Here is a 20,848-nt window from a genome sequence, read left to right on the forward strand (position 1 = left end):
CGGCTGGCGCTCCGCGTCAGCCGCTTCAGCATGCCAGGGGATCCGGAAAGTCCGGCGCCCCGGCGGGGAATAGTCTTGATCCTCCCCGCGTTGGCACCAGGGACACCTGACGCCTCATCGCGCGTCCCGCGCCGCCTGCGGCCGGCGCCCAGGTGCGCCTCCCCCTCCGCTCGCCCCCACGGCGGGCGCACTGCACCGTGTACGGCAAGGCCGCCGTACGTCCTGGCTCGTCCTTTCGCAGAAGTGACGTGCCACTTCGACTGAAAGGCACGAAGTTCGTGACCATGCTTGACGCTGCCCTGCCCGAGACGACCCCTGAGCAGGGCCCGTCCGAGTTCGAGCTGCTCGGCCTGCCCAAGCCGCTCATCAGCGGTCTCTCCCGGCAGGGAATCGACAGCCCGTTCCCCATCCAGAGCGCGACGATCCCCGACGTGCTCTCCGGCGCCGACGTCCTCGGCCGCGGCCAGACCGGCTCCGGCAAGACGCTGGCCTTCGGCCTGCCCACGATGGCCCGCCTCGCCGGCGTCAAGCCGGCCCCCGGCCGGCCCCGCGCCATGATCCTCGTCCCCACCCGTGAGCTCGCGCTCCAGGTGCACGACGCCATCGAGCCCCTCGGCCGCGGCCTCGGCCTGCGCATGAAGGTCGTCGTCGGCGGCATGTCCATGGGCAAGCAGATCGAGGCGCTGCGCCGTGGCGTCGACATCGTCATCGCCACCCCGGGCCGTCTCGGCGACCTCATCCGGCAGGGCGAGTGCTCGCTGGAGGACGTCGAGATCAGCGTCCTGGACGAGGCCGACCACATGTGCGACCTCGGCTTCTTCCCCGTCGTCACCGAGCTGCTCGCGCAGACCCCGGCCGACGGTCAGCGGCTGCTGTTCTCCGCCACGCTCGACGGCGACGTCGACAAGCTCGTGCAGCGCTTCCTGAAGGACCCGATCACCCACTCCGTCGCCCCCGCGACCTCCCCGGTCGACACGATGGAACACCACGTCATGCAGGTGACGCGCGACGACAAGTTCGACGTCACGGCCGAGATCGCCAACCGCGAGGGCCGTACGATCATCTTCGTCCGCACCCAGCACGGCGTCGACCGGCTGTGCAAGCAGCTCGCCCGCGTCGGCGTCAAGGCCGGCGGCCTGCACGGCGGCAAGCGCCAGAACCAGCGCACCCGCATCCTCGCCGAGTTCCGCGAGGGCTCGGTCAACGTGCTCGTCTGCACCGACGTGGCCGCCCGCGGCATCCACGTCGACAACATCAGCCTCGTGCTGCACGTCGACCCGCCGCAGGACCACAAGAGCTACCTGCACCGCGGCGGCCGCACCGCCCGCGCCGGCGAGAAGGGCACCGTCGTCACGCTGGTGCTCCCGAACGAGCGCCGCTCCACCGACGCGCTGACCCGGCGGGCGGGCATCCACCCGTTCCGCCTCAAGGCGACGCCCGGCCACCCGCGCCTGGCCGAGATCGCCGGGGCCCGCACGCCCAGCGGCGAGGCCATCCCCGTGTGGGAGCCCGACGTGCGCAAGCCGCTGCGCCCCCGGCGCGAAGGCGGCCACGCCGGCTCCGAGCGCCGCGGCCGGCGTCCGCGCCGTGAGTTCGACGGCGAGCGCCGCCCGCGCCGCCACGACGGCGACCGTCCGCCCTTCGCCGGCCCGCGCCGGACCGAGGACGGCTCGTTCGGCGGCCAGCGCCGCACCGACGACCGCTACCCGCGCCGTCACGACGAGCCCCGCACGTTCGGCGACGACCGCCGCTCCGGCGGCGACCGCCCCCGCGGCGGCTACCGCAACGACGGCGACCGCGGCGGTTTCGGCGGCGGCGACCGCGGCGGTGACCGCGGTGGCTACCGCAACGACGGCGACCGCGGCGGTTTCGGCGGCGGCGACCGCGGCGGTGACCGCGGTGGCTACCGCAACGACGGCGACCGCGGCGGCTACTCCGGCGGTGATTACCGCAACGACGGTGACCGTGGCGGCTACTCCGGCGGTGGTTACCGCAACGACGGCGACCGTGGCGGCTTCCGCAACGACGCCGACCGTGGCGGTTTCTCCGGTGGCGACCGTGGGCGTGGCGGGTTCCGTGAGGGTGACCGGCCGCGTGGCGGGTTCCGCTCCGACGACCGCCGCCACTCCACCGACCGTGGCCGCCCGTTCTCGGCCGACCGCGAGCGCGGCGTCCGCACGGACGACCGTCCCCGTGACGGCTACCGCTCCGGCGGCGCCCGTCCCGACGACCGCGGCCAGCGGGGCGGCTTCCGCGCCGACGACCGTGGCAACGGCGGCTTCCGCCGGGGCGGCTCCGCCCGCCGCTACGAGCGCTGATCCCCGGGGCCGCACCGCCCCATGAGTTCGTCCGACGCCCGCCGCGCCCGGTCCTCCCGGGCACGGCGGGCGTCCGCGTTCCCGCACCCTGGCGGGCGCGCCTCACCCGCCCGCCGGTGGCCTGCCCGCACGACGTACGGGCCGTTCCCGGTCCGGACGGCCGCCGCCACGCCGTCACCGGCCTCGGCCCCCGCCTGCCGCCAGGCACGGGCCCCGCGCGACTCGCGGGCGTCTCGGCTGGCGGACGCGGCACGAAGCGGGGTCGCGTGGCGACTAGGCTGTTACCGCACGCCAGCCGATCGACGAGAGAGATCATGAAGACCTTCGAAGAGCTGTTCGCCGAGCTGTCCGAGAAGGCCCGGACCCGGCCCGCCGGCTCCGGCACCGTGGCCGCCATCGACGCCGGCGTCCATGCCATCGGCAAGAAGGTCGTCGAGGAGGCCGCCGAGAGCTGGATGGCGGCCGAGCACGAGTCTGACGACCGGGCCGCCGAGGAGATCTCCCAGCTCCTCTACCACGTCCAGGTGCTCATGATCGCCAAGGGGATCGGCCTGGACCAGGTCTACAAGCATCTCTAGGGCGCCCCCGCGCCCGCCTCCGGTCTTCCGCAACGACTCTGGACACCGAGGAATCAGACATGCTTCGCCTGGCCGTACCGAACAAGGGCACTCTCAGTGAGGCCGCCCAAGTCATGCTCAAGGAGGCCGGCTACCGGTCCCGCAGAGACAGCAAGGAGCTCGTCGTCGTCGACGAGGAGAGCGGCTGCGAGCTGTTCTTCCTGCGCCCGCGCGACATCGCCGTCTACGTCGGGGAGGGCACGCTCGACGCCGGCATCACCGGCCGCGACATGCTCGTCGACTCCGGCGCGTCGGTCGAGGAGGTCATGCCGCTCGGCTTCGGCGCCTCCACCTTCCGGCTGGCCACCCGGGCCGGCACGATGACGTCCGTCAAGGACCTGCAGGGGCTGCGGGTGGCCACCGCCTACGCGGGCCTGCTGGAGAAATACCTGTCCGACCAGGGCGTCGACGCGCGCGTCATCAAGCTCGACGGCGCGGTCGAGACCGCCATAAGGCTCGGCGTGGCCGACGCGGTGGCCGACGTGGTGGAGACCGGCACGACGCTGCGCAACGTCGGCCTGGAGGTGTTCGGCGACCCGATCATGAAGTCGGAGGCGGTGCTCATCAAGCAGCACACCGCCCCGGCGACCAACGGCGTCGAGCAGCTCGTGCGCCGGCTGCAGGGCGTCGTGCACGCCCGCGACTTCGTGATGATGGACTACGACATCCGCGCCGAGCGGATCGAGGAGGCCATCGCGCTCACCCCGGGCATGGAGGGGCCGACGGTCTCGCCGCTGCACCGGGAGGGCTGGGTGGCCGTGCGCGCCATGGTCCGGCGCCGGGGGCACCAGCAGGTGATGGACCAGCTGTGGGACATCGGCGCAAGGGCCATCCTGGTCACCGACATCTACGCCTGCCGCCTGTGACCTCTGCCTGCGCCGTCAGGTAATCGCCTGTTCCGGGCGGGAACGTACCGGTCCGTGAGTATCCGACCCGTTACGGAGCGGTGCGCCCGCCGCGCTTTCACCGTGCGCGACGCGTGGACGTGGCTCAAGCACGGCAACCGCCGCTGGGCGGCCGGGACCCCGGGCCGGGCCGGGCAGGACGTGGAGCGGCGGCGGCAGGTGGCGCGGGCGCAGGCGCCGTTCGCGGTGGTGCTGTCGTGCGTCGACTCGCGGGTGCCGCCCGAGGTCGTGTTCGACGCCGGGCTCGGTGACCTGCTCGTCGTCCGCACCGCCGCGCACACGCTCGACCCGCTGGTCAGGGCCGCCGTCCAGTACGGCCCGCACGCGCTGGGCGCGCCGCTCGTGCTGGTGCTCGGGCATCAGCGCTGCGGCGCGGTGACGGCGGCGGCGACGGCCCTGCGCGAGCGCGCCACGCTGCCGGGGGAACTGCCCGCCGTCGTGGCGGCGCTGGCGGGCGCGTACGAGAGCTCGGGCGGCGACGTGGCCGCGATGACGCGCGCCCACACCGCCGCCACGGTGAAGGAGTTGCGCGCCGACCCGCTGCTGCGCGGGCGCGCGACGGTCATGGGCGCCCACTACTGCCTCGACACGGGCCTGGTCAGCCGCGTCGTCTGACGCACGCCGCCGCCGCTCCGTCGGTGAAACTTTCACCCGGGCGGGGGAGAGCGCGCCAGGTGAGGCAGGGCGCCGGCGGCGTGGGGGACTCCTGTCGTTGACGCGGGGCGGGACCTCGGATGTACTCCGGCACATCGGGCCCCTCGGAGGGGCACTCTGCGGTACCGAATGTTAGCGCTAACAGCGCAAGTCGGAGGAGGACAACCGGTGAGATCCGCCCTGCGCACGCTTCTGTGTGCCGTCGGCCTGCTGCTTCCGGCCGTGCTGTTCCCGTCGGCGGCCGGAGCCGACAACCCGATCGTGCAGACCATCTACACGGCCGACCCCGCGCCACTCGTCCACGACGGCCGGGTCTACGTCTACACCGGACACGACGAGGACGGCTCCACGTACTTCACCATGCGGGACTGGCGCGTCTACTCCTCCTCGGACATGGCCAACTGGACGGACCACGGCTCGCCCCTGAGCCTGGCCACCTTCGCCTGGGCCGACGCCAACGCCTGGGCCGGCCACGTCGCCCACCGCAACGGCCGCTTCTACTGGTACGTGCCGGTCCGCGACCGTGCCAGCGGCTCGATGGCCATCGGCGTCGCGGTCGCCAACAGCCCGACCGGGCCCTTCCGGGACGCCATCGGGCGCCCGCTGGTCAACAACGGCGAGATCGACCCCAACGTCCTCATCGACGACAACGGCCAGGCCTACCTGTACTGGGGCAACCCTCGCCTCTGGTACGTCCGGCTGAACACGGACATGATCTCCTACTCCGGCAGCCCCACCCAGATCCCCCTCACCACCGCGGGCTACGGCACGCGCACCGGCAACGCCGCCCGCCCGACCCTCTACGAGGAAGCCCCCTGGGTCTTCAAGCGCAACGGCCTCTACTACAATGTGTTCGCCGCCGAATGCTGCTCCGAGTTCATCGCCTACTCGACGGCGCCCACCGCCACCGGCCCCTGGACCTACCGGGGAACGATCATGCCCCGCCAGGGGAGCAGCTTCACCAACCACGCCGGGATCGTCGACTTCGCCGGCGGGTCGTACTTCTTCTACCACAACGGCGCCCTCCCCGGCGGAGGCGGTTTCACCAGGTCGGTGGCCGTGGAGAAGTTCACGTACAACGCCGACGGCACCATCCCCGTCATCAACATGACCACCGCCGGGCCGCCGCAGATCGGCACCCTCGACCCGTTCGTCCGGCAGGAGGCCGAGACCATGGCCTGGTCCTCCGGGGTCGAGACCGAACCCTCCGCCGAAGGCGGCCTGAACGTGGGCTTCATCGAGAACGGCGACCACCTCAAGGTCAAGGGCGTCGCCTTCGGCAACGGCGCCTCCTCCTTCACCGCCCGCGTCGCCTCGGCCACCAGCGGGGGCCGGATCGAGCTGCGGCTCGGCAGCGCCACCGGTGCCCTCGTGGGCACCTGCGCCGTCACCGGCACCGGCGGCTGGCAGAACTGGACCTCGGTCACCTGCCCGGTGTCCGGGGCGACCGGCACCCATGACCTCTACCTCAGGTTCGCCGGCGGCAGCGGCTACCTGCTCAACCTCGGCTGGTGGCAGTTCACGCCGAGCGGCGGCAGCGGCGCCGAGCTGCTGACGAACGGCGGCATGGAGGACGGCACGACGGGCTGGACCACCTCCGGAGGCACCCTGACCTCCGCCGCCGACGTCGCCCGCACGGGCAGCCGGTCCCTGCTCAACTCCGGCCGTACCGCGGCCTGGAACGGCCCCCACCAGAGCCTGACCGGGCGGCTCACCAACGGCAGGAGCTACACCACGAGCGTCTGGGTGCGGTCGCAGAGCGGAACCCCCAGCGCGAAGGCGACCCTGGCGGTCACGGCGAACGGCACCACGAGCTACCACCAGCTCACCCCGGCGCGAACCGTCGGCGCGAACGGCTGGACCCAGCTCACCGGCACCACGACCGTCTCCTGGACCGGGACGCTGACCGGCGCCTCCTTCTACGTCGAGACCGTCGCGGGGACCGACGGCCTCTACGTCGACGACGCCTCCTTCCGGTGACCTGGCGGAAGGACCGCCCCCATCCCTTCGACCTCCGAGGTGAGACATCGATGGACAGGAACCGAACGCGCCTCCCCCTGGTCCACGCCGCCGCCGCCATCCTGGCCCTGGCGACCACAGTCGTGGCGGTCGGCCCGGCCACGCCCGCGCGGGCGCTGGACAACGGCGTGGGCCGCACCCCGCCGATGGGATGGAACACCTGGAACACCTTCGGCTGCAACATCAACGAGACGCTGATCAAGCAGACGGCCGACGCGCTGGTCAGCTCCGGCATGCGCGACCTGGGATACCAGTACGTCGTGGTCGACGACTGCTGGTTCGATCCGGCCCGCGACTCCGCCGGGAATTTGCGGGCCAACCCGTCCCGGTTCCCGAGCGGCATGAAGGCGCTCGGCGACTACCTGCACGCCAGGAACCTGAAGTTCGGCCTCTACCAGGCGCCCCTGGACCGGACCTGCGCCCAGTACTTCGGCTCCTACCCGGGGGCGACCGGAAGCCTCGGCCACGAGGTCCAGGACGCCCGGCAGTTCGCCGCCTGGGGCGTCGACTACCTCAAGTACGACTGGTGCTCGCCCACCGGCACCATCGACGACCAGGTGCGCACCTTCGCCAAGATGCGGGACGCCCTGGCGGCCACCGGCCGGCCGATCCTCTACAGCATCAACCCCAACAGCATTCACGAGAAGACCGGCCCGCGCCGCGACTGGGGCGACGTGGCCAACATCTGGCGTACGACCGAGGACATCACCAACGCCTGGAACACGGGCCAGACCAACGGCTACCCGATGGGCATCCAGAACATCGTCGACGTCAACGTCCCCCTCGCGGGCAACGCCCGGCCGGGGCAGTTCAACGACCCCGACATGATGGTCGTCGGCCGGGGCGGCATGAACGACACCGAGATGCGCAGCCACTTCGCCCTGTGGGCCGTCATGGCCGCCCCGCTGATCGCCGGGAACGACGTCCGGAACATGGACGCCGCCACCGCGACGATCATGAAGAATCAGAACCTGATCGCCGTCAACCAGGACCCGCTCGGCCTGCAGGCCACCCAGGTCAGCCACGACGGAACCCGCCGCGTGCTGGCCAAGCGGCTCAGCAACGGCGACGTCGCGGTGGCGCTGTTCAACCAGGGCGGCGCCACCACCACGATCAGCACCACCGCCTCCGCGATCGGCCTGACCGGCGGCCCGTTCACGCTCCGCGACGCCTGGACGAACGCCGTCACCACGACCACCGGGACCATCTCGGCCAGCGTCCCGCCCCACGGCACCGCCGTCTTCCGGGTCAGCGGCGGCACCCCTGCGCCGCCCGCCACCCGGATCCAGGGCGCCGGCTCCGGCAGGTGCCTGGACGTGTCCGGCGCGTCCCAGGTCAGCGGCACCCAGGTGGTGATCTGGGACTGCCACCAGCAGAGCAACCAGCAGTGGACCGCCACCGCCGCCGGCGAACTGCGCGTCTACGGCGGCAAGTGCCTGGACGTCGACAGGGCCGCCACCGCCGACGGCACCGGCGTCATCATCTGGGACTGCAACGGTCAGAGCAACCAGAAGTGGCGCTTCAACGCCGACGGCAGCATCACCGCCGTCGGCGCGGGCAAGTGCCTGGACGTGTCCGGCAACGCCACGGCCAACGGCGCCAGGCTCCAGATCTGGTCCTGCAGCGGGGCGCCCAACCAGCGGTGGACCCGCCTGTGAGGCCCGGGGCGGCGCTAGCCGAGCTTCTTCACCGCCTCGACGGCCTGGTCGACCTGCTCGGGGGTGGTGACGATGCTGGTGCCGAACCGCAGCAGCGGCGGATCGTACGGGGTGAGGCTCGTGTCGATCATGCCGGCGCGCAGCCGCTGCATCGCCTCCCCGGGCTGCATGCCGTCGACCGAGACGCACACCAGGCCGGCCGAGAGCGCGGGGTCGGCGGGGGTGGCGAGTGTGACGTGCGGCAGACCGGCCAGGCCGGCCTTGAGCCGGGTGGCCAGCTCCTGGGTGCGCCGCTGGATCCGGTCCAGGCCGATGACCTCCTGGAACCCGAACGCCGCCGGCATCGCCCACCGGTGCTCGAACGCCTTGTAGCCGCCCGGGGTCGCCAGGCGGGCGTCGGTGCGCGCGGGCGGCTCGCCGGTGCGCCACGCCTCGAACGAGCCCTGGCTGAAGGCCGGGATGACGGGGTCGAGCGCGTCCCAGGCGCGGCCCCACACGATGCCGGTGCCGCGCGGCCCGAACAGCCACTTGTGCGTGCCGCTGACCAGGAAGTCGCAGCCCAGCTCGGCCACGCCGTCGGCCATCGCGCCGAAGCCGTGCACGCCGTCGACGCACAGCAGCGCGCGGTCGTGTTCGTCGCGTGACCGGTTGACGTCGGCGAGCATGTCGGCGATCTCCCGGACGGGCAGGCGGACGCCGGTGCTCGAATGCACCCAGGTGATCGCGACGATCCGGGTGCGGTCGCGCAGGCCCTCCCTGATCGCCGTGACGATCCGGCCGGCCGACGCCCGCGCCGGGTCGTCGTACAGCCTGACCCGGCGCACCTCGGCCCCCGTGCGGCGGGCGAGCTGGCGCAGGCCCTCGTGGGTGGCCAGGAAGTCGTGCTCGGTGGTGAGCACGTCCTGGCCCGCGCGCAGCCGCAGGCCGGAGTAGAGCAGGCCGAGGCCCATCGTGGTGCTGTCGGTCAGCGCGATGCCGGACGGCTCGGCGCCCAGGTGGCGGGCGGCGGACGCGCGGATCGCCTCGTCGGGGTCGCCGCCGTCCGGCAGGTAGTGCGGGTTTCGGTCCAGGGCGTCGCGGTGCTTCTGGACGGCTTCGCGGACCATCGCCGGAGCGGGCGCCAGGATGAACGCCGCGAACTGCGCGTACTTGGGGTCGAGCGCGAACTGGGCGCGTACGGACTCCCAGTCCTGAGGGTCGAAAGGCGGCGCGGAACCCCCGGCGGAGGCCCCGGCGGAGGGAGGCGGAGCGGCAGGGGAGGCGGCAGGGGAGGACGTGCAGGCGGCCACGCTCGCCAGCACTCCCGCGCCGAGCAGGGCCCGTCTGTTCAGCCGAGGAGTCACGCCCTCTTCCTATCCCGGCCCCGCGGCCGTGCCCAGCACCGGGACCGAGTCGTTACGCGCGCATCGCCGCCACCTCGCGGATCAGGTCCGACACGCGGACGATGCCCAGGCAGCGGCTCAGCTCGTCGGTCACCACCAGGTCGTCGTAGACGCGCAGCGCGTCGCGGCCGGCCGCCTGCATGGCCGCCACCGCCGGGGTGGTCTTCGGCACCGTGCGCGGCGGGTCGGCCAGCCGCTGCGCGGGCTTCGAGCCGTGCAGCGCGTGCCCGTAGCGGGAGGCGATCGACAGCAGGAACCGGCTGCGGTCCAGGCTGCCCCTGGGCCGCTGGTACTCGTCCACCAGGATGACGCTGGTGATCGTCGGCTCGTGCCCGAACGCCTCCACCGCCTCCTCCGCGGTCGCCGCCACCGGCAGCGTCACCGCGGGCAGCAGCAGCTCCTGCACGCGCGGCCCGAGCATGACGGCCGCGGGGGAGTCGTCGGCGGGCGGCAGCGGCACCCGCACCCGGCCGTCCGGGCCGGGCGCGAGCAGCGGCCCGTGCGCCAGCCGCACCCCCCACCCGCGTGCCGCCTCCAGCTGCGCCGGGTCCTCCACGCCGGGGGCCAGCACGTGCGCGCCGACGCCGCGCGCCAGCGCCATCAGCCCCTGCGCCACCGCCGCCGCCCGGTGGTCGCGCGGCGCCCGCGCGATCAGGTCGGGCGCCATCGCCACCAGGTACGGGGCCGTGTCGGCGATGAGGTCGAGCGGCACGCTCTCCGCCCCGGCGCCGCCGAAGCCGAGCAGGTAGCCGAGGTTGCGCAGCCCGTCCAGCGCCACCTTCAGCACCGGCCGGTCGGTCACCGCGCACGGTCCCGACAGCAGCAGGATCGCCTCGCGTGGATGCCTCCGGGCGCGGCGCAGCGCCTCGTGCAGCGGGACGAGCGCCCCGGCGCCCGACAGCACCACCCGCATGGGCAGCTCCAGCACCATCGGAAGCGGCGCGGCCCGCAGCTGGCCCGAGGCGTCCAGAAGCGCGGGGTAGGCGATGACCGATCCGGTGTCGAGGTCCACGACAGGGCCGGTGAACAGGGAGGACACGTTGAGATGATGGTGTCACCCGAGCACGCGGGGAAGGGCGGTGCGGCGAAGTTCACCGACATTTCTCGCGGTATTTCCCACCCGCTCGAAGGGGAATGCCGTTCGGGTCTACGCTGGTCCCGTGACAACCGAACACACGCGCGACGTGCCGGCGAGCCGCGATCTGCCGCGGCGGATCGCCTGGGGCGCGCTGGCCCTGTTCCTGGCGGCGTTCGCCGTGTTCGAGAGCGTCAAGTACGGCCTGTCGACGACGGCCGCGGCGCTGGCGTTCTTCGCGCTGCCGAGCCTGGCGGGGCTCGCCGGGGCCCGCCCGCCCGGCCTCGTCCACCAGGCCGTGCACCGCGTGTGGATCCCGCTGGCGGTGCTGGTCGGCTACACGTTCGGGCCCGTCGTGTGGCCGCCGCTGTTCACCGCCGGGCTCGGCTGGCTGACCCGCATCGCCGTCGACCGGACCTTCGGCCGCGGCCTGGGCCGCGATCCGGGCCGCGATCCGGGCCGCGATCCGGGCCGCGGCAGGGCGGTGGCGGACGGCGACGTGCCCGCGTGAGGGCCCGGCCTGCGAAGGGCGGCGGACGCTGGGTGAGCGTGCCGCCGGAGCGGGTGCACCCGTGGATCGACGGGTTCGCCGGACGCCACGGGCCGTTCGAGGCGACCGGCGACGAGCGGGTGGTCAGGCTCACGGCGGCCGACGGGGCGGTGGCCGAGCTGCACGTGCCGTTCCCGCCGATGCGGCCGGGGCCGCCGCACGTCACCCGGCTGGCCGGGCACGCGCGGGAGGACCGCCGGGTGGGCGTGGTGCTGGTGCGGCTCGGCGGCTACGCGGCCGGAGTGTTCCACGGGGGCGAGCTGGTCGCCTCCAAGGTCGGCTCACGGCTGGTCCAGGGCCGCACGGCGGCGGGCGGCTGGTCGCAGCAGCGGTTCGCCAGACGCCGGGAGAACCAGGCGGGCAAGGCGTTCGAGGCGGCGGCCGAGACGGCGCTGCGCGTGCTGACGCCGCACCTCGGCGAGCTGGAGGCGGTGGTGTTCGGCGGTGACCGCAAGGCGGTCGACGCGCTGCGCGCCGACCGCAGGCTGGCGCCGCTGTTCGCGCTGGAGTCGGAGCCGTTCCTGGACGTGCCGGACCCCCGGCTGGCCGTCCTCCGCGACACCCCGGGCCGGTTCCGCGCCGTCCGCATCCTGATCACCGACCCGGCCTGACCTCCCGCCCGGCCCGCCGGGTCCGCCCGGCCCGCCGGGTCCGCCCGGTCCGCCGGGTCCGCCCGGTCTGCCGGGCGTCAGGCGAAGGCGGCCGCGTGCTCGGCGGCGAAGGCGGCCAGCGTGCGGGGCGGGCGGCCGGTGAGGTCGCGGACCGCCGTGCTCAGCGACCACCAGTCCGTACGCCCCATGTCCCTCATCATGGCGGCCAGCGCGCCCGCGGCCGGCTCCGGCAGGCCCCGCGCGACCAGGTGGGCGGTCATCTCGGGCACCGGCAGGTCCACGTAGGCGACCGGCTTCCCGGCGGCGGCGCTGATCACGGCGGCGATCTCCTCGTGCGTGTACGACTGCGGCCCGGTCAGCTCGTGGACCGCCGAGGGCCCCACCGGGGCGGTCAGCAGCGCGGCGGCGACGGCCGCGACGTCGCGGGTGTTGATGTAGTTGACCCGGGCCTCCCCGTACGAGCCGTGGAAGCGGCCGTCGCGCACCTCGCCCGGCAGGTTCTGCATGAACCCGCTCGGCCGCAGGATCGCGTACGGGACGCCGCGCGCCCGCAGGTGGTCGTCGATGCGCCCGTGCGGGTCGGCGCCGAGCGGCCCGCCGGGCCGGGCGCCCCGGACGGAGACGGACACGATCTGGGCCACGCCCGCCTCGGCGGCCAGGTCGACGACGGCGCGCTGGGCGTCGGCGACGTCGGGCCAGAGGGAGCTGTTGAGGAACAGCCGGTCGCCGGGGAACAGCAGCCGGCCGATCGTCTCGGGGCGCTCGAAGTCGGCCACGGCCTCCGCGCACGCGAGCCCGGCCGGGCGGCGGACGACGGCCACGACCTCCTCGCGGGGCAGCAGCCCGGTCAGGGCCCTGCCGATGGAACCGGTCGCGCCGGTGACCACGATCACGGCAACCTCCTAAGTGGACGATGGGATTCCGCTTGGACCGTACCGTAACCGGAATCGCATCGTCCACTTGTGTCCCGGTACGCTGGGCGTCGTGCGTGCGGACGCCAGGCGCAACCTGGCCAAGATCGTCGAGGCGGCGGCCTCCGTGATGGCCGAGCGCGGCACCGGCGCCCCGATGGAGCTCATCGCCCGTCGCGCGGGCGTCGGCGTCGGCACGCTCTACCGGCGCTTCCCCGACCGGGAGGCGCTCGTGGCCGCCGTGGCCGAGCACTATGTCGGCTCGCTCGCCGAGGCGCTCGACCGGGCCGCCGCCGAGGCGCCCGACGCCTGGCAGGGGGTGCGCGCGTTCGCGCTGTGGGCGGCCGACCCGGGGCGCGGCGCGCTCGCCGCCGCGCTCGCCGAGCTGCCGGGCGGGACGTACGAGGATCAGGCCGGGTTCACCCGCGCCCGCGCCCGCTGGCTGGAGCGGCTCGACGCGCTGGTGCGCCGGGCTCAGGCCGACGGCGTCATGCGCGGCGACGTCGGCGCCGCCGACGTGGTGGCCGCGCTCAACCTGTTCGCCTGTCATCCGGAGGCGCTGCCGCCGCACGTGGCGGCCCGCCCGGCCTGGTTCCTGGGCCTGATGCTCGACGGGATGACGGCCTGAGCTCGCCTTTGAGACGATTCAAAACAATCTTGAATGCCGCTATGCTGGGGCGCGTCACAGCGGCACGGCCTCGTGAGGATCAATGGGGACCAGGAGCATCAAGGAGGTCGCGCAGCTGGCGCGGGTCTCGGTCGGCACCGTGAGCAACGTGCTCAACCGGCCCGAGATCGTCTCGCCCGCCACGCGGGAGCGGGTCTTCCAGGCGATCCGCGAGCTGGGCTTCGTCCGCAACGAGGTGGCCCGCCACCTGCGCGTCGGCCGCAGCCGCACGGTCGGGCTGGTCGTGCTGGACGTGTCCAACCCGTTCTTCGCCGACGTCGCGCAGGGCGCCGAGGGCCCGGCCGATGAGCACGACACGATGGTCGTGCTGTGCAACAGCGGCGCCGACCCGGTCCGCGAGCGCCGCCACCTCGACCAGCTCGAACAGCAGCGCGTGCTCGGCATCCTCATCACCCCCGTCGACGCCGCCAGCCCCCGCCTCACCGAGCTGGCAGCCCGGGGCACGCCCGTGGTGCTGGTCGACAGCGCCGCCTCCGGCACCCAGTGCTCGGTGGCGGTCGACGACCGGCTCGGCGGCCGGATCGCCGGGGAGCACCTGATCGAGCGCGGGCACCGGCGCATCGCGTTCATCGGCGGGCCGCCGTCGATCAAACAGGTCGCCGACCGCCACGCGGGCGTCATGAGCGCCGTCGAGGCCGCCGGCGACGGCGTCGAGCTGGTCGCGTGCGCGATGCCGACGCTGAGCTTCGACACCGGCAGGCGAGCGGGCGAGCGGCTGGCCGCGATGCCGCCCGGCGAGCGCCCCACGGCGGCCTTCTGCGCCAACGACGTGGTGGCGCTGGGCTTCCTCCAGGCCATGGCGGCCCACGGGCTGCGGGTGCCCGCCGACATGGCCATCGTCGGCTACGACGACATCGAGTTCGCGGCGGCGGCGGCCGTGCCGCTGTCGTCGGTGCGCCAGCCGCGCGAGCTGCTCGGCCGCACCGCGATCGAGCTGCTGCTGGAGGAGGTCACCGAGCCCGGGCGGCACCGCCACCGGCAGGTCATCTTCCAGCCCGACCTGGTCGTTCGGGCGTCCAGCGAGCCGCGCAGGGGTGTGTGAGGTCCGGGCGGTTTGAGTCGATTCAACAGTCGTCTCGCGGTGACGTGCGAGGCGGTGCGCCGCCCTGCTCCCGTCCTGGCGGCGGTGATCATTCGGGCCCGTCATAACTCTTGGTCAGGGCCCTACACTGATCTGTATGCACACTCCCGATTGACCGGCGTCGCACGCCTTCTGAAATCCCTCGTTTCCTAGCTCGGGAGTGCTGAGCCAACCATGATCATTGCTAGTGACATCGAACTGCGCGCCGGTTCGCGGCTGCTCATCGAGAGCGCGTCCTTCCGGGTCAACCCCGGCGACAAGATCGGTCTGGTCGGCCGCAACGGCGCCGGCAAGACCACCCTCACCAAGGTGCTGGCCGGTGAGGCGCTGCCCGCCGCGGGCGGGGTGACCACCAGCGGCAGCGTCGGCTACCTGCCGCAGGACCCGCGCACCGGCGACCTCCAGGTGCTGGCCCGCGACCGCATCCTGTCCGCCCGCGGGCTGGACGAGGTGATCCGCAAGCTGCGCCAGGCCGAGCTCGGCATGTCCTCCGCCGACGACCGCACCCGGGAGAAGGCGGTGCGGCAGTACGGCCGGCTGGAGGACCAGATGCACGTGCTGGGCGGCTACGCGGCCGAGTCGGAGGCCGCCTCCATCGCCTCCAGCCTCGGCCTGCCCGACCGCGTGCTGGGGCAGCCGCTGGAAACGCTTTCCGGCGGTCAGCGCAGGCGTGTGGAATTGGCGCGAATTCTTTTCAGCGGAGCGGAAACTCTCCTACTCGATGAGCCGACAAACCACCTAGATGCGGACTCAATCGGGTGGCTTCGTGATTTTTTGCGATCCCATCAGGGCGGCTTGGTGATCATCAGCCACGACGTCCAGCTTCTTGAAGCCACGGTCAACAAGGTCCTGCACCTGGACGCCAACCGGTGCGTCATCGACCACTACAACGTCGGCTGGAAGGCCTACCTGGCCCAGCGCGAGACCGACGAGAAGCGCCGCAAGCGCGAGCGGGCCAACGCCGAGAAGCAGGCCGGCGCGCTGCTCGCGCAGGCCGACAAGATGCGCGCCAAGGCGACCAAGGCCAAGGCCGCCCAGGACATGATGCGCCGCGCCCACCGGCTGCTGGCCGGCACCGAGGAGGAGCGCAAGGGCGACAAGGTCGCCAAGCTCCGCTTCCCCGAGCCGCAGCCGTGCGGGCGCACCCCGCTCATGGCCGAGGGCCTGTCGAAGTCGTACGGGTCCCTGGAGGTCTTCACAGACGTCGACGTGGCCATCGACCGAGGTCACCGGGTCGTCATCCTCGGGCTCAACGGCGCGGGCAAGACCACGCTGCTGCGCCTGCTCGGCGGGATCGAGGAGCCCGACACAGGCGCGATCAAGCCCGGCCACGGCCTCAAGATCGGCTATTACGCCCAGGAGCACGAGACGCTCGACGGCTCCCGCACCCTCCTGGAGAACATGCGCTCGGCGGGCGGCACGTTCACCGACACCGAGTTGCGCAAGGTTCTCGGCTCGTTCCTGTTCACCGGCGACGACGTCGACAAGCCGGCCTCGGTGCTCTCCGGAGGCGAGAAGACCCGGCTGGCGCTGGCCATCCTGGTGCTGTCGAGCGCCAACGTCCTGCTGCTCGACGAGCCCACGAACAACCTCGACCCGGTCAGCCGCGAGCAGGTTCTGGAGGCTCTGAGGTCGTATTCAGGAGCGATCGTCCTGGTTACCCATGACGAGGGTGCCGTTGATGCCCTTTCACCGGATAGGGTGATCTTGCTGCCAGACGGAACTGAAGACGCGTGGAGCGAGGAATTTTCCGATCTTGTGGCACTTGCCTGATCTTAATTTGGGTGGGTACGGATCTTTTCCCGTGGAGTAGGTAGCCGATCCCGCTGAAATGACTGATCATGGCGGAGTAACGCTGCGGAAGTCCGGCACTACAGGAGGTACTCGTGGCCGAGACACTGAAGAAGGGCACCCGGGTCACCGGGGCCGATCGTGAAAAACTGGCCGGCGATCTCAAGAAGCGCTATGCCGCGGGTGAGAGCATCCGCGCCCTGGCCGCTTCTACCGGCCGGTCCTACGGGTTCATCCACCGCATCCTGAGCGAGTCCGGCGTGACTCTGCGCGGGCGCGGCGGGGCGACCCGAGGCAAGTCCAAGCGCTGACGGCCGCCTCGGAACGTGCGTCCGCAGCCGCCCGTTCCTAGTCAGCCGCCGTCGCGCCCGAGCCAGAATCATATTCTGTAAGCTCGGGCGCGACGGTAAGCCGACGAGGGAGCAGGCGATGGCGGAAGCGAAGGCGCAACGACAGCGCGGGGGGAATGCGGAGGACGTCTCTGCCGCCACACTGGCGGAGGCCGGCCTGCGCTTCGAGGTGGACGGTGAGATAGCGACGATCACGCTGGACCGGCCGGACAAGCGGAACGCCCAGACGTCCGCGATGTGGTCGGGTCTGGCTCGCATCGGCGACAGCCTGCCGGAGCAGGTGCGCGTGGTCGTGGTGAAAGGTGAGGGACCGTCCTTCTCGGCAGGGATCGACCTGCGCATGTTCACACCTGAGGGGGTGCCCGGACAGGGCTCGTTCAGTTCGGCGGCGCGGCTCGACAGCACCTCGTTCGAGCAGCGGCTGAAGGAGGCCCAGCAGGGATTCCTGTGGCTACGCCGCCCCGAGATCGTTTCCATCGCGGCCGTGCAGGGCCACGCGATCGGCGCGGGATTCCAGCTCGCGCTCGCCTGTGACCTGCGGATCGTGGCCGACGATGTCAAGTTCTGCATGAAAGAGCCCGCACTGGGGCTGGTGCCCGATCTGACCGGCACCAAGCCGCTGGTCGAGCTGGTCGGCCTGGCCAAGGCGATCGACATCTGCCTGACCGCCAGGACCGTGGAAGCCGAAGAAGCCTCGCGCATCGGCCTGGCCGAGCTGGTGGTCGCCGGGGGCGACCTGGCCGGGGCCGTACAAGACAAGATCGCGCAACTGCTGTCCACCAACCGTGACGCGGCCGCCGCGACCAAGCGACTCCTCCAGGGCGCGCGCTCGCGCACCCTGGAGGAGCAGGCCGCCGCCGAAGGCGCCGAACAGGCCCTCCGCCTGCGCGCCCTCTTCGGCGACACCCCCGCCTGACCCGCCGGCCCCCTTGCGCCCGGCCGTCACCCGCCTGACGCCAGGGGGCACCCTGTACGCCCTCGGGGCGCTGGCCCAACCTAGGGTGGCGCCCATGCCCCTTCACCTGGGATGACGCGCCCGCCCCGTCGTTCTTAGGGCGGGGCGGCCAGGGGAAGCGCCCACCCAAGACACCGGCCCACCCACCCAGGACGGTGACGCAGCCGCCCTGAACCGCTGGGCGGCCACCCCCGCTGGGTGCCGCGCCCCTGTGCAGCCCTCCGCGCGGCCACCCCACTGGGTGCCACGCCGCTGGGTGGCTCGGCCCGTTGGGGCTGCGGCGGTGTGGTTCGCTGGGGGTGCCTGGGTGGGGTTCTCCTGGGGTTCGGGGGGCTTCGGGGGTGGGCGGTTTCGCGGTGAGCGGATGTGGGAATCGGGGGGCCGTCCGGGGGCGCTCTGCTGGGGGAGGAGGGCTGCCTGATGGCCATGATGGGCGGAGGCTTCGGGCCTCAGGTGTGGGCGTCGCTGCGACGCGACGGCGACGTGACCAAGCAGCGGCTCGCGCCGGGCACGGTGCGGCGCATCGCGGGCTACGCGCGGCCCTACACCAAGCAGATCACCGCGTTCCTGGCGCTGGTCGTGGCGGGGGCGGTGATCGTGATCGCCAACCCGCTGCTGATGAAGGCGATCATCGACGACGGCATCCTGCCGAAGCGGCCCGGCGTGGTGGTCGGGCTGGCGGTGGCGATCGCCGCGCTGGCGCTGGTGGACGCGGGGCTGACGCTGGTGCAGCGGTGGTTCTCGGCGCGCGTGGGCGAGGGGCTGATCTACGACCTGCGCACCGAGGTGTTCGACCACGTGCAGCGGATGCCGGTGGCGTTCTTCATGCGCGCGCAGACCGGCGCGCTGGTGTCGCGGCTCAACACGGACGTGATCGGCGCGCAGCGGGCGCTGACGAGCACGCTGTCGTCGGTGGTGTCCAACGTCGTCAGCCTGGTCCTGGTGCTGGGCGCGATGCTGGTGCTGTCGTGGCAGGTGACGCTGGTCGCGCTGGTGCTGCTGCCGATCTTCATCGTGCCGGCCAAGTGGGTGGGCCGCCGCATGTCGGCGCTGACCCGTGAGCAGATGCAGCTCGACGCCGAGATGAGCTCGGTGACGACCGAGCGGTTCAACGTGGCGGGCGCGACGGTGGCCAAGCTTTACGGCAGGCCGGAGGACGACGCGCGCATGTTCGGCGGCCGGGCCGCGCGGGTGCGTGACGTCGGGGTGACGGTCGGCATGTACGGCACCGTGTTCCGGGTCGCGCTCGGCCTGGTGGCGGCGCTGGCGACCGCGCTGGTCTACGGCATCGGCGGCGTGCTGGCCGTGGGCGGGGTGTTCGAGCTGGGCACGCTGGTGGCGCTGGCGGCGCTGCTGATGCGCCTGTACGGGCCGCTGACCTCGCTGTCGAACGTGCACGTGGACGTGATGACGGCGCTGGTCAGCTTCGACCGCGTCTTCGAGATCCTGGACCTGAAGCCGATGGTGGCCGAGCGGCCGGACGCCCGCCCGCTGCCGGAGGGGCCGGTGACGGTCGAGTTCGACGACGTGCGCTTCCGCTACCCGGCCGCCGCGGAGGTGTCGCTGGCCTCGCTGGAGTCGGTGGCCCGGCAGGACACCGGCCCCTCCCAGCAGGTGCTCGACGGCGTGTCGTTCACCGCCAGGCCGGGGAGGCTGGTGGCGCTGGTCGGCCACTCGGGGGCCGGCAAGACCACGATCACCTCGCTGGTGTCGCGGCTCTACGACGTCAACGAGGGCGCGGTGCGGATCAACGGGATGGACGTGCGTGACGCCACGTTCGCCTCGCTGCGTGACACGATCGGCGTCGTCATGCAGGACTCGCACCTGTTCCACGACACGATCGGCGCCAACCTGCGCTACGCCCGTCCCGAGGCGGACGAGGAGGAGCTGTGGGCGGCGCTGCGGGCGGCGCAGATCGGCGACCTGGTGGAGTCGCTGCCCGATGGGCTCGACACGGTGGTGGGCGAGCGCGGCTACCGGCTGTCCGGCGGGGAGAAGCAGCGGCTGGCGCTGGCGCGGCTGCTGCTCAAAGCGCCGCGCGTGGTGGTGCTCGACGAGGCCACCGCGCACCTGGACTCGGAGTCGGAGGCGGCCGTCCAGCAGGCGCTCAAGACGGCGCTGGCGGGCCGCACGTCGCTGGTGATCGCGCACCGGCTGTCGACGATCCGGGAGGCGGACGAGATCCTGGTCGTGCACGACGGCCGCATCGCCGAGCGGGGCCGGCACGAGGAGCTGCTGGAGCGCGGCGGCCTCTACGCGGAGCTCTACCGCACCCAGTTCGCCTCGTCGGGCAGCCCGTGAGCCGGTCGCGAGTCGCATCCGGAAGGTAAAGTGTGACACCGTTTGGCGGGTGAACGTGCCATTCCCAGCTTTGCAGTCAGGCGACACCGTCGCGATCGTCTCCCCGTCGGGCCCGGCCGACGCCGCCCAGCTCCGGCGGGGCGTCGAGCGCCTGGAGGGGCTCGGCCTGAAGGTGGTCGTGGGCGCCCACGCGCTGGACCGCCAGGAGCTGCCCTATCTGGCGGGCTCCGACGCCGACCGTGCCGCCGATCTGCAGGCGGCCTGGTGCGACCCGGCGGTGTCGGTGGTGTTCTGCTCCCGGGGCGGTTACGGCGCGGCCCGGCTGCTCGGGCTGCTCGACTGGGACGCCATGCGGGCCGCCGGTCCGAAGGTGCTGGTCGGCTCCAGCGACATCACCGCGCTGCACCAGTCGTTCGGGATCGAGCTGGGGGTGCCGACGCTGCACGGCCCGATGCCGGGCGGCCTGCTGCTGGGCGGCGAGGACGGGCCGGAGGCGGCGACGTGGGAGCACCTGCGGGCGACGCTGACCGGCACAGTGCCCGCGGTGAAGGGGGAGTTGGCGCTCGCGCCGGGCCGCGCCGAGGGCGTGCTGACGGGCGGTAACCTGTCGCTGCTGGCCTCCCTGTGCGGCACCCGCCACCAGCCGTCGTTCGCGGGCCGGATCGCGCTGCTGGAGGACATCACCGAGGAGCCCTACCGGATCGACCGGATGCTCACCCAGCTCCTGCAGTCGGGGGCGTTCGACGGTGTGCGGGGGATCGCGCTCGGCTCCTGGGTCGACTGCGGTGACCCCTACCCGGTGCTGCGCGACCGGCTGCTCCCGCTGGGGGTGCCGATCGTGGCAGGACTGCCCGTGGGGCATGGGTCTCCCCAGATGAGTGTGTGGCTTGGGGCGCTTGGGGTTATCGATACCGAATCGTGCTCGCTGGCTGGCCCGATCGGGAACGACGAACCGGCAAGGTAGGACTCACATAGGGGACGA

18 protein-coding genes are annotated in these 20,848 nt (G+C 72.7%); 15 read left to right on the forward strand and 3 right to left on the reverse strand.

What is annotated here, in order from left to right:
- The first annotated feature begins 284 nt into the window (after positions 1–284).
- From ACWDXC_RS12810 to ACWDXC_RS12835, 6 genes are all read left to right on the forward strand, one after another.
- Positions 285–2,318 carry a DEAD/DEAH box helicase gene (locus tag ACWDXC_RS12810; protein WP_449981129.1) on the forward strand — a complete coding sequence of 678 codons (2,034 nt, stop codon included), beginning with the start codon at positions 285–287 and terminating at the stop codon, positions 2,316–2,318.
- A gap of 314 nt (positions 2,319–2,632) precedes the next feature.
- Complete coding sequence (locus tag ACWDXC_RS12815) at positions 2,633–2,896, forward strand: phosphoribosyl-ATP diphosphatase (RefSeq protein ID WP_219505694.1); 264 nt, start codon at positions 2,633–2,635, stop codon at positions 2,894–2,896.
- 59 nt (positions 2,897–2,955) lie between these two features.
- The gene (gene hisG, locus ACWDXC_RS12820; protein ID WP_219505693.1) at positions 2,956–3,801 is read left to right on the forward strand and encodes an ATP phosphoribosyltransferase; all 846 of its coding nucleotides are present in this window, start codon (positions 2,956–2,958) and stop codon (positions 3,799–3,801) included.
- Between the two features lie 54 nt (positions 3,802–3,855).
- On the forward strand, positions 3,856–4,455 hold the full coding sequence (locus ACWDXC_RS12825) for a carbonic anhydrase (protein WP_449981132.1): 600 nt from the start codon (positions 3,856–3,858) through the stop codon (positions 4,453–4,455).
- A gap of 207 nt (positions 4,456–4,662) precedes the next feature.
- Complete coding sequence (locus tag ACWDXC_RS12830) at positions 4,663–6,474, forward strand: family 43 glycosylhydrolase (protein WP_449981134.1); 1,812 nt, start codon at positions 4,663–4,665, stop codon at positions 6,472–6,474.
- A gap of 50 nt (positions 6,475–6,524) precedes the next feature.
- Positions 6,525–8,171 (forward strand): glycoside hydrolase family 27 protein, encoded by a 1,647-nt coding sequence (locus tag ACWDXC_RS12835; protein ID WP_449981136.1) that lies wholly within the window; start codon positions 6,525–6,527, stop codon positions 8,169–8,171.
- A gap of 14 nt (positions 8,172–8,185) precedes the next feature.
- Here ACWDXC_RS12835 and ACWDXC_RS12840 read toward each other — a convergent pair whose 3' ends face one another.
- A complete protein-coding gene (locus tag ACWDXC_RS12840; protein WP_449981138.1) occupies positions 8,186–9,514 on the reverse strand; it encodes an aminotransferase class V-fold PLP-dependent enzyme in 1,329 nt (442 codons plus the stop codon).
- Between the two features lie 52 nt (positions 9,515–9,566).
- Positions 9,567–10,592, reverse strand: a complete 1,026-nt coding sequence (locus ACWDXC_RS12845; RefSeq protein WP_449981140.1) for an EAL domain-containing protein — start codon at positions 10,590–10,592, stop codon at positions 9,567–9,569.
- A 121-nt stretch (positions 10,593–10,713) separates the two neighbouring features.
- On the opposite strand from ACWDXC_RS12845, the gene ACWDXC_RS12850 reads away from it, so the two are divergent.
- Both ACWDXC_RS12850 and ACWDXC_RS12855 read left to right on the forward strand, forming a co-directional pair.
- Positions 10,714–11,139, forward strand: coding sequence for a hypothetical protein (locus ACWDXC_RS12850; RefSeq protein ID WP_449981142.1), 426 nt, complete (start codon positions 10,714–10,716; stop codon positions 11,137–11,139).
- Positions 11,136–11,789, forward strand: a complete 654-nt coding sequence (locus tag ACWDXC_RS12855) for an acVLRF1 family peptidyl-tRNA hydrolase (protein ID WP_449981144.1) — start codon at positions 11,136–11,138, stop codon at positions 11,787–11,789. Before ACWDXC_RS12850 ends, ACWDXC_RS12855 begins: the two co-directional genes overlap by 4 nt.
- Before the next feature lie 77 nt (positions 11,790–11,866).
- On the opposite strand, the gene ACWDXC_RS12860 is transcribed toward ACWDXC_RS12855, so the two are convergent.
- Positions 11,867–12,682, reverse strand: coding sequence for an NAD(P)H-binding protein (locus ACWDXC_RS12860; RefSeq protein WP_449981146.1), 816 nt, complete (start codon positions 12,680–12,682; stop codon positions 11,867–11,869).
- Between the two features lie 91 nt (positions 12,683–12,773).
- Here ACWDXC_RS12860 and ACWDXC_RS12865 point away from each other — a divergent pair, with 91 nt between their 5' ends.
- The 7 genes from ACWDXC_RS12865 to ACWDXC_RS12895 all read left to right on the forward strand — a co-directional run bounded on the left by ACWDXC_RS12865 (position 12,774) and on the right by ACWDXC_RS12895 (position 20,830).
- Entirely contained in the window at positions 12,774–13,328 is a 555-nt protein-coding gene (locus tag ACWDXC_RS12865; protein WP_449981148.1) for a TetR/AcrR family transcriptional regulator, read from the forward strand.
- Positions 13,329–13,410: 82 nt separating this feature from the next.
- The gene (locus ACWDXC_RS12870; protein ID WP_449981150.1) at positions 13,411–14,430 is read left to right on the forward strand and encodes a LacI family DNA-binding transcriptional regulator; all 1,020 of its coding nucleotides are present in this window, start codon (positions 13,411–13,413) and stop codon (positions 14,428–14,430) included.
- A 213-nt stretch (positions 14,431–14,643) separates the two neighbouring features.
- Positions 14,644–16,242, forward strand: coding sequence for an ABC-F family ATP-binding cassette domain-containing protein (locus ACWDXC_RS12875; protein WP_219505678.1), 1,599 nt, complete (start codon positions 14,644–14,646; stop codon positions 16,240–16,242).
- A gap of 113 nt (positions 16,243–16,355) precedes the next feature.
- Positions 16,356–16,571: a helix-turn-helix domain-containing protein gene (locus ACWDXC_RS12880; protein ID WP_020547488.1), complete on the forward strand. Its 216-nt coding sequence runs from the start codon at positions 16,356–16,358 to the stop codon at positions 16,569–16,571.
- Between the two features lie 118 nt (positions 16,572–16,689).
- Complete coding sequence (locus ACWDXC_RS12885; RefSeq protein WP_357586718.1) at positions 16,690–17,526, forward strand: enoyl-CoA hydratase/isomerase family protein; 837 nt, start codon at positions 16,690–16,692, stop codon at positions 17,524–17,526.
- 459 nt (positions 17,527–17,985) lie between these two features.
- Entirely contained in the window at positions 17,986–19,866 is a 1,881-nt protein-coding gene (locus ACWDXC_RS12890; protein WP_449981152.1) for an ABC transporter ATP-binding protein, read from the forward strand.
- A gap of 49 nt (positions 19,867–19,915) precedes the next feature.
- The gene (locus tag ACWDXC_RS12895; protein WP_449981154.1) at positions 19,916–20,830 is read left to right on the forward strand and encodes a S66 peptidase family protein; all 915 of its coding nucleotides are present in this window, start codon (positions 19,916–19,918) and stop codon (positions 20,828–20,830) included.
- Positions 20,831–20,848 lie beyond the last annotated feature (18 nt).

The organism is Nonomuraea sp. NPDC003214, from assembly GCF_053590035.1.